This is a genomic window from Teichococcus deserti (assembly GCF_001982615.1).
GTDB lineage: Bacteria > Pseudomonadota > Alphaproteobacteria > Acetobacterales > Acetobacteraceae > Pseudoroseomonas > Pseudoroseomonas deserti.
In genome coordinates, this window is record NZ_MLCO01000247.1 from 1 (window position 1) to 11874 (window position 11874).

General features: G+C 69.8%; 10 protein-coding genes. 1 reads left to right on the forward strand and 9 read right to left on the reverse strand.

Going from position 1 to position 11874, the window contains the following annotated elements:
• The 9 genes from BKE38_RS22255 to BKE38_RS22295 all read right to left on the reverse strand — a co-directional run.
• The coding region (locus BKE38_RS22255) for an acyl-CoA dehydrogenase family protein (RefSeq protein WP_076959428.1) at window positions 1-971 on the reverse strand (971 nt) is incomplete at its 3' end.
• Between the two features lie 11 nt (window positions 972-982).
• Window positions 983-2359, reverse strand: a complete 1377-nt coding sequence (locus BKE38_RS22260; protein WP_076959429.1) for an MmgE/PrpD family protein — start codon at window positions 2357-2359, stop codon at window positions 983-985.
• A gap of 68 nt (window positions 2360-2427) precedes the next feature.
• Entirely contained in the window at window positions 2428-3339 is a 912-nt protein-coding gene (locus BKE38_RS22265; protein WP_076959430.1) for an SDR family NAD(P)-dependent oxidoreductase, read from the reverse strand.
• 57 nt (window positions 3340-3396) lie between these two features.
• Window positions 3397-3786, reverse strand: a complete 390-nt coding sequence (locus BKE38_RS22270; protein ID WP_076959431.1) for a Zn-ribbon domain-containing OB-fold protein — start codon at window positions 3784-3786, stop codon at window positions 3397-3399.
• Window positions 3787-3790: 4 nt separating this feature from the next.
• Entirely contained in the window at window positions 3791-4963 is a 1173-nt protein-coding gene (locus tag BKE38_RS22275) for a thiolase domain-containing protein (protein WP_076959432.1), read from the reverse strand.
• A gap of 52 nt (window positions 4964-5015) precedes the next feature.
• Window positions 5016-6161 (reverse strand): acyl-CoA dehydrogenase family protein, encoded by a 1146-nt coding sequence (locus BKE38_RS22280; protein ID WP_076959433.1) that lies wholly within the window; start codon window positions 6159-6161, stop codon window positions 5016-5018.
• Window positions 6158-7213, reverse strand: a complete 1056-nt coding sequence (locus BKE38_RS22285) for an acyl-CoA dehydrogenase family protein (RefSeq protein WP_083747776.1) — start codon at window positions 7211-7213, stop codon at window positions 6158-6160. The genes BKE38_RS22280 and BKE38_RS22285 overlap by 4 nt, the downstream gene beginning before the upstream one ends.
• Window positions 7210-8061, reverse strand: a complete 852-nt coding sequence (locus BKE38_RS22290; protein ID WP_076959434.1) for a MaoC/PaaZ C-terminal domain-containing protein — start codon at window positions 8059-8061, stop codon at window positions 7210-7212. Before BKE38_RS22290 ends, BKE38_RS22285 begins: the two co-directional genes overlap by 4 nt.
• Complete coding sequence (locus BKE38_RS22295; RefSeq protein WP_076959435.1) at window positions 8058-10154, reverse strand: acetate--CoA ligase family protein; 2097 nt, start codon at window positions 10152-10154, stop codon at window positions 8058-8060. Before BKE38_RS22295 ends, BKE38_RS22290 begins: the two co-directional genes overlap by 4 nt.
• Window positions 10155-10464: 310 nt before the next feature.
• Here BKE38_RS22295 and BKE38_RS22300 point away from each other — a divergent pair, with 310 nt between their 5' ends.
• A complete protein-coding gene (locus BKE38_RS22300; RefSeq protein WP_076959437.1) occupies window positions 10465-11679 on the forward strand; it encodes a serine hydrolase domain-containing protein in 1215 nt (404 codons plus the stop codon).
• Window positions 11680-11874: the final 195 nt, after the last annotated feature.

The following is an 11874-nucleotide window of genomic DNA, read 5'->3' on the forward strand; positions in this document are numbered from 1 at the left end:
TGCAGAAGGGGCTGCAGAAGTTCGAGGCCGGGGTTAACCCCGGCCTCGAACTTCTGCAGCCCCTTCTGCACGATGGCCTCGGCGGCGCGCATCTGGGCGTAGGCCCGGGCGATCGGGAACTGCACGCCCTGGTTCTGTCCGATCGGCCGGCCGAACAGCACGCGCTCCTTGGCGTAGTTGACCGACTTCTCGATGAACCACTTGGCGTCGCCGATGCATTCCGCGGCGATCAGCAGCCGCTCGGCATTCATGCCATCGAGGATGTAGCGGAAGCCTTTGCCCTCGACGCCGACCAGATTCTCGGCCGGCACCTCCATGTTGTCGAAGAAGACCTCGCAGGAATTGTGGTTCATCATGGTGCGGATCGGCCGGATGGTCAGCCCCTTGCCCAGCACGGTGCGCATGTCGACGATGAAGGTCGACAGCCCCTCGGTCTTCTTCGCCACCTGGTCGCGCGGCGTGGTGCGCGCCAGCAGCAGCATCAGGTCGGAATGCTCGGCGCGCGAGGTCCAGATCTTCTGGCCGTTGACGATGTACTTGTCGCCCTCCTTGCGGGCGACGGTGCGCAGCGCCGTGGTGTCGGTGCCGCTGGTCGGCTCGGTCACGCCGAAGGCCTGCAGCCGCAGCTCGCCGCTGGCGATCTTCGGCAGGTACTCGGCCTTCTGCCGCTCGTTGCCGTGCCGCAGGATGGTGCCCATGATGTACATCTGGGCGTGGCAGGCGGCGCCGTTGCAGCCCTGGCGCTGCACCTCCTCCAGGATCGCCGCCGCCGCCGACAGCGGCAGGCCGGACCCGCCGAACTCCTCCGGGATCAGCGCCGACAGCCAGCCGGCCTCGGTCAGCGCCTGGACGAATTCGGTGGGATAGCCGCGCACCTCGTCCAGCTTGCGCCAGTATTCGCCGGGGAAGCGGGCGCAGAGCTTGGCCACCTCGGCGCGGATCTCGGCATGGTTGTCGGTCGTCTGGTCCATCGGGAGCTCTTTCAGGCGGCTTCGGCGGGATGCTGCAGCAGGGCGGAGACGTCGTTCAGCCGGTCCATCCGCGCGATGGTCTCGGCCAGCGCCGAGGCGGCCTCGGCGCCCAGCACGGCGTCCGCCAGCCCGCCGAACTTGGCGCGCAGCTCCGCCTCGCTGAGGAAATTATCGGGCTCGCCCTTCGGCACGATCACCGTGCGGGTGAAGGTCTGGCCCCGCGCCCGCAGCGTCAGCTTGCCGGACATGTTGGCGGGGAACTCGGCCTCGATCTCGGGGTCGTTCTCGCAGGTGATCTTCTGCATCAGCGCCTTCCGCGCCGGATCCTGCAGCTGGGCATAGCTGTCCCAGCCCATGGCGCCGGTGGCCAGCGCCGTCGCGATGACGAAGGGCCCGCTGAACTGCCCATCGACGATATTGGTCGGGTTCGCCTTGCGCTCTGGCGGCGAGCCCACCAGCAGCATCCCCGCGCGCGAAATTCCCAAGGTGGCGCCTTCGATCTCGCCGGCCTCGAGGCCTAGCTCCGCCCGCAGCGCCAGCGCCGCGTCGATCCCCGCATGGCCCCAGCGGCAGGACGGATAGGGCTTCACCCCCGTCAGCATCAGCTCCCACACCTGGCCGATATCCTGCAGCACGCGCTCCGGCTGCGGCTCCGGCGCATAGGAGCGCAGGAAGCCATGCTTGCCTTCGATCGCGTCGGCAGCCCCCTTGAAGCCTTCCCGCGCCAGCGTCGCCGCCGTCAGCCCGGCCATGCCGGCCCAGCCCACCTGGAACCGCTTGGTCCAGGCGCCGTTCGCCAGGAACTGCAGGCTGCCCGCGCTCTGGCTCAGCGCGATGCCCAGCGCCGAGGCCATCCCCGCCGCATCCAGCCCGAAGACCCGCGCCGCCGCCGCCGCCGCGCCGAAGGCGCCGCAGGTGGCCGAAGGATGGAAGCCGCGGTCGTAATGCGCCCCCGCCGGCAGCGCCAGCGCCAGCCGCAGCGCGACCTCGTAGCCCGCGACGATGCCGGCCAGAACCTCGGCCCCCGAGGCGCCCACCATCTCGCCGGCGGTGATCGCGGCCGGGATCACCGGCGCGCCGGGATGCACCACGGCCACCGCATGCGTGTCATCGAAATCCAGCGAATGGCCGAGCGTCGCGTTGATCAGCGTGGCACCCGCGGGGCTGTAGGTGGCGCGGTCGGCGAAGACCCGGCTGTCGCCACGGTCGAGGCCCAGCGCCTTCACGGCGGCCAGCAGCGCCGGCGTGCTCTCCGCCTCATGCCGGGCGCGGACGATATTGCCGACGAGGTCGAGCACCAGATCGCGCGCGCGCGCCACCACCTCGGGCGGTAGCGCCTCCAGGCGGAGGCCGGACGCGAAGGCGGACAAGTCCTGGGTGATGCCCATCGGCGCTACTCCCAAAAGGAAGGCCGGGGGAAGGAATTCCCCCGGACCCCCATCTTTTTTCTATCAGATCAGACAGGATCCCACGAGAAGACGTCGCCGCTGCGCTCAAGCGCCATGAAGGCGGCCTTGAAGCTGGGCAGCGCATGCTCGGCGATCAGTTCAGGCGTCCAACCCTCGGAGCGATGCGCGCTGCGCACCGGGCGCGGCTGGCTGAACAGGAACAGCTCGTTGTTGCGGGCAGCGAAGATCTGGCCGTTCACGTCCTTGGCCGCATCGCTCGCCAGGAAGACGGCCAGCGGCGCGTTCTTCTCCGGCGTCATCCGCTTCAGCTTCTCGACGCGCGCCTTCTGCTCCGGCGTCTCGGCCGGGATCGAGCTCGTCATGCGGCTCCAGGCAAACGGCGCGATGCAGTTCGACCGCACGCCGAAACGCTGCATGTCCAGAGCGATCGACTTCGACAGCGCCGCGATGCCCAGCTTCGCCGCCGAATAATTCGCCTGGCCGAAATTGCCGATCAGGCCGGAGGTCGAGGTCATGTGCACATAGGCGCCCGAGCCCTGCGCCCGGAAATGCTCGGCGGCAGCGCGGGAGACGAAGAAGCTGCCGTTGAGGTGCACGTTGATGACCGCCAGCCACTCTTCCGCGGTCGTCTTGTGGAAGATCTGGTCGCGCAGGATGCCGGCGTTGTTGACCACGATGTCGATGCGGCCGAAGGCGTCGATCGCGGTCTTGACGATGTTCCGCGCGCTGTCCCAGTCGGAGACGCTGTCGGTGTTGGTCACCGCCTGGCCGCCGCGCTGCTCGATGATGTTGCGCGTCTGCTCGCCCGGCGTCGCCGAGGTCTCGCCCTCGCCAGTCAGCGAGGCGCCGATGTCGTTCACCACCACCTTGGCCCCGGCCAGCGCCATGGCCAGCGCGATCTCGCGGCCGATGCCGCCGCCGGCGCCGGTGACGATGGCGACCTTGCCTTCAAGCATCATGGTCTCGTTTCCTCGTTCTCGAACAAAGGCCGGGGCTCGACGCCCCGGCAACCAGTCTTAGGCGGGGGTGAACATCGGCACCGGCGGCCCGTCACCATCGGTCGGCTGGAACTGAAGCCGGACCTTCTGGCCGATGCGGATGCTCTCGAACGGCGCGCCGATGATGTTGGTCATCATCCGCGGCCCCTCCTCGAGCTCCACATAGGCGATGGCATAGGGCACCTTCGCCCGCATGATGCTGAAGCTGTAGATGGTGCCGGCGCCCTTGGCGGGCACCAGCTCAACCTCGCCCTCGTCGTCGAAGGGGCAGACCGGGCGCGGCGGGTAATGCAGCTTGCCGGTCTTGCTGTTGCGGCCGAGCAGCAGCTTGCCCTCGCGCGCCGCGTCCCAGAATTTCTGGGTCGAGGGATCGGGGGTCGGCGCCGGCGGGATGCGGGTCTCGGTCATGCGCTCAGCTCCTCTCCAGCACCAGCGTGGCGCTGCCATGCCGCGTGCCGAGCGAGCCGCCCGTGCCATGCGCCAGCGCCAGGTCGCAATTCTTCACCTGCACGGCCGGATGCGCCTCGCCGCGCAGCTGCCGCACCGCCTCGATCACCTTGGTGATGCCGCCGCGATTGGCCGGGTGGTTGTTGCACAAGCCCCCGCCATCGGTGTTGAAGGGCAGCTTGCCGACGCCCGAGATCAGGTTGCCGTCGGCGACAAACTTGCCGCCCTGCCCCTTCTCGCAGAAGCCGAGGTCTTCCAGCTGCATCAGCACGGTGATGGTGAAGCTGTCATAGATGCTGGCATACTTGATATCGGCCGGCTTCACGCCCGCCATCTCGAAGGCCCGGGCGCCGGCGAAACGCGCGCCGGTATAGGTCAGGTCGATGCGGCCGCCATCGACATGCTTGATCGCCTCGCCGGCGCCGCGGATGGTCACCACCGGCCGCTTCAGCGTGCGGGCGATCTCCGGGCTGGTCACCACCAGCGCGCCGCCGCCATCGCTGATGACGCAGCAATCCAGGCGGTGCAGCGGGTCGGCGACCAGCGGCGAATTCACCACATCCTCGACGGTGACCACCTTGCGCAGCATGGCATGCTCGTTGTGCTGCGCATGATGGCTGGCGGCGACCTTGATCCAGGCCAGCTGCTCGGAGGTCGTGCCAAACTCATACATGTGCCGCTGGGCGCACATGGCGTACATGTTGGCGATCGCCGGGCCGAAGGGGAATTCGAACTGCACGTCCGGCTGGCGCGGGTCGCCCGGGCGCGGCGCGGTGCCGGTGGCGACACCTTCGGAGCGCGGGCGGCCGGCCAGCGTCAGCAGCGCCACCTTGCACTTGCCCATGGCGATGGCTTCGGCCGCATGCGCCACATGCGCCAGGTACGAGCAGCCGCCGACATCGGTGGAGTCGTAATGCGTCAGCCGGTCCAGGCCGATGTAATCCGCCATGCTCAGCGGACCCATGCCCGGCGCGTCGCCGGCGCAGAAATAGCCGTCGACGTCGGCCCGCGTCAGCCCGGCATCGCGCAGCGCGCCGAGCGCCACCTCCGCATGCAGCTGCGCCACGCTCTTGTCTTCGGCCTTGCGCGTCGGATGCTCATAGGCGCCGACGATGCAGGCCTTGCCTCGGATGCTCAAACGCCTCTTCCTTCCCCTGTTGGCGCCGCTGCCGGACAGCGGCCGATCATTGTCAGCCCGGCAGCCCCAGCACGTTCTTCGCCAGGATGCCGCGCTGGATTTCCGAGCTGCCGCCATAGATGGTCGTCGGCCGCGCCTCGATGAACTGGCCGGAGGGATGCAGGTCGCGGTTGCCCTCCATCGGCTTCAGCAGGCCCGCATTCTCGCCGGCAATCTCCAGCATCAGCTCGGTGATGCGCTGGAACAGGTCGGACTGGTGCAGCTTCAGCATCGAGACATCCGGGCCCAGCGTCTCGCCGCGCCGCAGGATGGCGACGAAGCTCTCATAAAGCGCCTTGTGGTCCTCGAGGTCGCAGCGCAGCCGGATGTAGCGGTCCTGGAAATCAGGCTCCTCAAAGACCCCCATCCGCTCGGCCAGCGTCCGCAGCCGCGCCAGGGCGTAGCCCGACTGCCGCGGCGAACCGAGAAAAATACGCTCGAAGCCGAGCAGGGCCTTGGCCATGCTCCAGCCCTTGTTGACCTCGCCCACCAGGTTCTCGGCGGGGACACGGACATTGTCGAAGAAGACCTCGCAGAACTCGTCATGCAGGCCGAGGTTGATGATCGGCCGCACGGTGACGCCCGGCGTCGCCATGTCGATCAGCAGGAAGGAAATTCCTTCCTGCTTCTTGGCCGACTTGTCCGTGCGAACCAGACAGAAAATCCAGTTGGCATCGGTGGCCAGCGTGGTCCAGATCTTCTGGCCGTTGACGACATAGTGGTCGCCGTCCAGCACCGCCTCGGTGCGCAGCGAGGCCAGGTCGGAACCGGCGCCGGGCTCGGAATAGCCCTGGCACCAGATATGCTCGCCGGCCAGGATCTTCGGCAGGAACTTCGCGCGCTGCGCGTCGGTGCCAAAGCGGATCAGCAGCGGGCCCAGCATGATCACGCCATGGTCGGGCAGGCGCGCCACGCCGTGGCGTTCGTATTCCTCGATCAGGATGATCTGCTTCGAGGCGTCGAGCCCCATGCCGCCCAGCTCGACCGGCCAGCCCGGCGCGACCCAGCCCTTCTGCTGCAGGATGCGGAACCATTCCTCGCCCTCCTGCCAATGCAGGCGGTGCGGCGGGTTGCGCAGATGCGCCGGATAGCTGCTTTCGACGAAGCGGCGCACCTCGGCACGGAAGTCATCGTCGGACAGCGCGTTGTGGTCGCTCATGCCTCTTCCTCCGGCGTCTGCGCCGCGAAGCGGCGGCGATGCAGGCCAGCGCTGCCATATTGGCTGGCCAGCACCATCACCTTGCGCAGGTAGAGGCCGATATCGGCCTCGTCGGTATAGCCGATGCCGCCATGCAGCTGCACCGCCTGGCGGGTGACCAGCAGCGCCGCATCCGCCGCCCGCGCCTTGGCGCGCGAGATCGCCGCCTGGCGCTGCCGCCGCGGCGCGCCGCGATCGGCGAGCGCCGCCGCCGCCTCGACGCTGGCCCGCGTCAGCGCGATCTGGATCTTCAGATCCGCAGCCCGGTGCTGCAGCGCCTGGAAGCTGCCGATCGGCTTGCCGAATTGCTGGCGCGTCTTCAGGTAGTCCAGCGTCAGCGCAAAGGCCTGGTCCATGACGCCCAGCAGATAGGCGGCGGTGCCCAGCGCCGCCTCGTCAAGCGCGTCCTCGAGCACGGCGGGGTCGAGCTTCAGCACATCGCCGCGCTCGGCGGGGCGCAGCGTGCCGAAGGCGCCGCCATCCTGGGTCGGCTCCAGCGTCAGATCTGCCCCCTCGGCGGATTGCCGCAGCAGCCCGCGTCCGGCGACCGGCACCAGGAAGGAGCCAGCGCCACCGGCCATCGGCAGGAACAGGCGCGGCCCGCCCGGAGTGCCGGGGATCGACAGGCTGCCCGGCTTCTCCTGCCAGGCGGTCAGCACCAGGCTTTCGCCCGCGAGAACGTCTTCCAGCGGCGCGCCGGCGGCGGCCAGCAGGCGGGCGGACACCGTCGCGGCGACCAGCGGCTCCGGCGCCAGCGCGGCGCCGAGTTCTTCCACGAGCGCGACATATTCGGACAGGCCCAGGCCGGCGCCGCCGGATTCCTCCGGCACCAGCAGCCCGATCCAGCCCTGCTCGCCCATCTGGCGCAGCACGCCGGCATCGAAGCCTGTGCCCTTGAAGCGCAGCTCGCGGATGCGCTTGCGGTCGCCGCCGCGCGGCGCCAGGCCGGCGGCGCTGTCGCGGATCATGCGGATGGATTCCGCGCGGTCCTCGGGCTCCATCACCGCGCTCATGCCGCGAACTCCGCATGGCCGTTGTTGACCACGACCACGTCGCGCTCGACGACGCGGGCGCGGAAGGCACCGTTCTTCCAGATCTCGGTGCGGATGGTCTCGCCGGGATAGACCGGCGAGGAGAACCGCAGGGAAAGCTTCTTCAGCGCCTCGGGGCGGTAGTCGCCGAGCTCGCGCATCAAGGCATGGGTGACGACGCCCAGCGTGCAGAGCCCGTGCAGGATCGGCCGCGGGAAGCCGGCCTTGGCGGCGATCTCCGGGTCGATATGCAGCGGGTTGTCGTCGCCGTTCAGCCGGTAATAGAAGGCCTGCTCCAGCCGGGTCGGCAGGTCGACCACGATGTCCGGCGCGCCTTCCGGCATCGGGTTGGGCGGGATCACCGGGCCCGAGGGGCCGCCGAAGCCGCCATCGCCGCGCAGGAAGGTGGTGCTGCCGGTGGTGGCCAGCAGCTTGCCCGTCGCCGCGTCGGTGATCTCCTTCTCCGAGTAGAGCAGCGCGCCCTTGCCCTCGCCCTTGTCGACCAGGCCGGTGACGCGGGTGCGGCCGATCACCTCGCCCGAGGCCGGGAGCGGCGCGTGCAGGGTGATGCGCTGCTCGCCATGCACCACCTTCACCGCGTCGATGCCGGTCGCCGGGTCGGCGGCCCAGAAGCCGGGATGGCCGATCACCACCGCCATCGCGGGCACCACCGCCGGCCCCTTATGCGTCGCCACATAGGGCAGCTGTCGCGCATCCATCGGGTCCTGGCCGAAGCCGATCGACAGGGCGTAGAAGACGGCGTCGCGCGCGGTCAGCGTCTGCCGCACCTCGGGGATCTTGAAGTTGAGCAGCTTGTCATAGTCGATCATGCGTCACCCTCCGCGATGTCGATCACCGCATCGGCGGCGAAGGCGCCCTGCCCCTGCGGCATGGCGAAGACGGGGTTGAGGTCGATGCCGGCCAGCCTCGGCCCGGCCTGGGCAGCGAAGACCGACAGCCGCGACAGCATTTTTTTCAGCGCGTCGATATCGGCGGGCGGCCGGCCGCGGGCGCCGAGCAGCAAGGGCGCGCCCTTGATCGAGCGGATCATCTCCTCGGCTTCCGCCTCGTCGAAGGGGCAGCGGCGGAAGGAAACGTCCTTGAGGATCTCGACGAAGATGCCACCCAGGCCGAACATGGCGACCGGGCCGAAGACCGGGTCGCGATGCACGCCCAGGATGCATTCGACGCCGCCGGACAGCTGCTTAGCCACCAGCACGCCTTCGATCCGCGCGGCCGGGGCGGCGCTCTTGGCCCGCTGCAGCAACAGGGAAAAGCCGTCGCGCACGGCGGCGGCGTCGGACACGTTCAGAAGAACGCCGCCGATCTCCGACTTGTGCAGGATGTCGGGCGACAGGATTTTCAGCACCACCGGGAAGCCGATCTTCTCCGCCGCCGCCACCGCCGCTTCCACGGTCGGGCAGGCGGCTTCCGGCGCGGCGGGGATGCCGGCCTCGGCCAGGATGCGCTTGGCCTCGGCCTCGCTGGGCGTGGTCGCCGGCAGGGTGAAGGCCGGCAGGGCGGGCGGCGCCGGCGGCGCGACGCGGGCGAAGGAATCGCCGTATCGGCCCATGGCCTCGATGGCGGCGACGGCGCGGGACGGGTCCTCGAAGACGGTGAAGCCGTCCTCCTCGAACTGGCGCACCAGCGGCGGGTCGGCCAGCACCGACAGCACGAAGAGGCGGTCGGGATGCGCGGCGCGCACCGCCGCCAGCTCCGACCGCAGCCGTGGCGCGACCGAGGCCGCGCCGCCGGCATGGGTGAAGAAGGACAGGATCGACGAGTAGCCGCCCTCCTCCACCAGCGCCTTGGCGAAGGTGCCAACGAGAGAAAGATCGTTCAGCGCCTGGGCGGTGCAGTCCACCGGGTTCTGCGGCGCGCAGAAGGGCAGCGCCTCGCGCAGCTTCTGCTGGGCGGGCTCGGGCATTTGCGGCATCGGCAGGCCGGCGGCCTCGGCGGCGTCGGAGATCAGCACGCCGGCGCCGCCGCTGATGGTCAGCACGCCCAGCGTGTTGCCGGCCGGATAGATCTTCCGGGTGGCGAGGCGCGCGATGTCCAGCATCTCCTCGGTGGTGCGGGCGCGGACCACGCCAAACTCGGCCAGCACCGCATCCGTCACCGCGTCGTCGCCGGCGATGGAGGCCGTGTGCGACCGAGCCGCCGCGCTGCCGACCGCGCTGCGGCCGACCTTCATCAGCACCACCGGCTTGCGGTTCTTCCGCGCCAGCTCGAGGGCGGCCAGGAAGCTGTCGGCGTCGCGGATGCCCTCGGCATAGGCAGCGATGACCTCGGTGTCCGGGTCCTGCGCCATCCAGCCGATCATATGGCCGACATTCAGGTCGGCCTCGTTGCCGGTGGTCACCACGCAGGACAGGCCCAGGCCGAAGTCGCGCGCCAAGCCGAAGACATGCATGCCATAGGCGCCGGACTGGCTGGCGATGCCGATCGGCCCGGGCTTCGGCGAGCCGCGCTCCAGGCTGCTGGTGAAGGTGCCGTAGAAGCCGGTGCGGGCGTTGAACAGGCCCAGGCAGTTCGGCCCCAGCAGCCGCATGCCATGCGCCTGGGCATCGGCCACCAGCCGCGCCTGCGCCGCCTCGCCGTCATCGCCCATCTCGGCGAAGCCGGCGCTGAACATGATCGCCGCCTTGACGCCGCGCTGCGCCAGCTCCTGCACGGCAGGGCCGGCGGCAGCAGCGGGCACCGCGATGATGGCGACGTCCGGCACCTCCGGCATCGCCGCGATGCTGGCAAAGGCAGGAAGCCCCTGGATCTCGTCCCGCTTCGGATTGACCGGCAGGATCCGCCCCTGGAAGCCGAGCTCCTTCATATAGGCAATCGGCCGCCCGCCGATCCGCGCGGCATCGGCCGAGGCGCCGATCACCGCCACCGAGCGCGGCGTCAGCAGGGCCGAGAGCGTGTCCATCGGCAGCGCCGATCCTGCGGTCGCGTGGGGTGGCGGCAGGCGCGTATCAGGCAACGGCGCATTTCCCTTCCCGGGGGCAGCGCTGCGGCCATCGGCCGCCCCTGCCCGACTGTTTCCTGGCGGGCGCCGGTGACCGTGCCCCTGGCCTTCGCGGCCTTGGCCGGGAGGCTAGACCCGGGGCGCCGGCCATTCAATATGCCGAACGCCATTCAACCATGTAAAATCATGGACGGACGGTTAGCCGCTGGCCCTCTCGACGCGGCGGCCCGCCAAGGCCAGGATCGGCCGGTTTCGAAGACGGATGCGCCGCATGATCCTGACCAGCCCCGAGGCCGTCGGCCTCTGCCCGCAGCGCCTGGGCCGCATCGCCGACTGGGCGGAGTCCTGGGTGGCCAGCGGCCGGCTGCCTGGCCTCACCACGCTGGTGGCGCGGCGCGGCCAGGTGGCCCACCTGCACAGCACGGGGCTGGCCGATGTCGCGCGCGGCACGCGGATGACACCGGAGACGGTGCTGCGCATCTATTCGATGACCAAGCCGCTCACCAGCCTGGCGCTGCTGATGCTCTACGAGGAAGGGCGCTTCCAGCTCGACGACGCCATCACCCGCTTCCTGCCGGAATTCCGCGACATGCGGGTGGCCGTCGGCGGCGCCCGCGGCAAGGTCGAGACCGTCCCTGCCATCCGCGACATCACCTTCCGCGACCTGCTGACCCATACCTCGGGCCTGACCTACGGCTTCATGCAGGCCGGCCTGGTCGACGGGCTCTATCGCGACCACGGCGTCGACTTCCAGACCGCCGAGGCGAGCCTGGCCGAGGTGGTGGGACGCCTGGCCGCGCTGCCGCTGATCGCCCAGCCCGGCACCGCCTGGAACTACAGCGTCTCCACCGACGTGATCGGCCACCTGGTCGCGGTGATCTCCGGCCAGAACTTCGACGCCTTCCTGCGCGAGCGCGTCCTCCGCCCGCTCGGCATGAAGGAGACCGACTTCCACGTCACCGAGGCGCAGCGCCCGCACTTCGCCGCCAACTACGCCCGCTCGGCCGAGGGCGGGCTGACGCTGATCGACGACCCGGCCACCAGCCGCTTCCTGACCCCGCCGCGGGTCTGCTCGGGCGGCGGCGGGCTGGTCTCGACGGTCGGCGACTACTGGCGCTTCTGCCAGCTGATGCTGAACCGCGGCGTGCTGGACGGCACCCGCCTGCTCGGCCGCAAGACGGTGGAGCTGATGACTGCCAACCACCTGAACGGCGACATGGCCGCGATGGGCCAGGCCCGCTGGTCGGAGTCCACCGCCGAGGGCATCGGCTTCGGCCTGGGCTTCTCGGTGATGCTGAACCCGGCGCGCGCGCAGATCACCGGCACGCCCGGCGAATTCGCCTGGGGTGGTGCTGCGTCCACCGCCTTCTGGATCGACCCGGCCGAGGAGATGGCGGTGATCCTGCTGACGCAGATGACGCCGTCCTCCACCTACCCGATCCGGCGGGAGCTGCGGGTGCTGAGCTATGCCGCGGTGGTGGACTGAGGAGCGTCCCGCCGCCGGCCTCATGGTGCCAAAGAATGGCGGGGTCCGGGGTGACACTGTCACCCCGGCGGGGTCAGGGGCGGAGCCCCTGGCGCTTGCCTTCCCCTGCCCTAAATTCCCCCCACACACCCATCAAGGCTGTCTCCTATACCCATCTGACGCTGCCGACGACCCTCCCCCCCCCGTCGTCCCCGA

What these genes read in the sequence shown, in the direction of transcription:
- BKE38_RS22270 (WP_076959431.1), bottom strand. Translation starts at nt 3,786, where the DNA reads ATGACCGAGACCCGCATCCCGCCGGCGCCGACCCCCGATCCCTCGACC.
- BKE38_RS22260 (WP_076959429.1), bottom strand. Translation starts at nt 2,359, where the DNA reads ATGGGCATCACCCAGGACTTGTCCGCCTTCGCGTCCGGCCTCCGCCTG.
- BKE38_RS22300 (WP_076959437.1), top strand. Translation starts at nt 10,465, where the DNA reads ATGATCCTGACCAGCCCCGAGGCCGTCGGCCTCTGCCCGCAGCGCCTG.
- BKE38_RS22265 (WP_076959430.1), bottom strand. Translation starts at nt 3,339, where the DNA reads ATGATGCTTGAAGGCAAGGTCGCCATCGTCACCGGCGCCGGCGGCGGC.
- BKE38_RS22280 (WP_076959433.1), bottom strand. Translation starts at nt 6,161, where the DNA reads ATGAGCGACCACAACGCGCTGTCCGACGATGACTTCCGTGCCGAGGTG.
- BKE38_RS22295 (WP_076959435.1), bottom strand. Translation starts at nt 10,154, where the DNA reads ATGGACACGCTCTCGGCCCTGCTGACGCCGCGCTCGGTGGCGGTGATC.
- BKE38_RS22290 (WP_076959434.1), bottom strand. Translation starts at nt 8,061, where the DNA reads ATGATCGACTATGACAAGCTGCTCAACTTCAAGATCCCCGAGGTGCGG.
- BKE38_RS22285 (WP_083747776.1), bottom strand. Translation starts at nt 7,213, where the DNA reads ATGAGCGCGGTGATGGAGCCCGAGGACCGCGCGGAATCCATCCGCATG.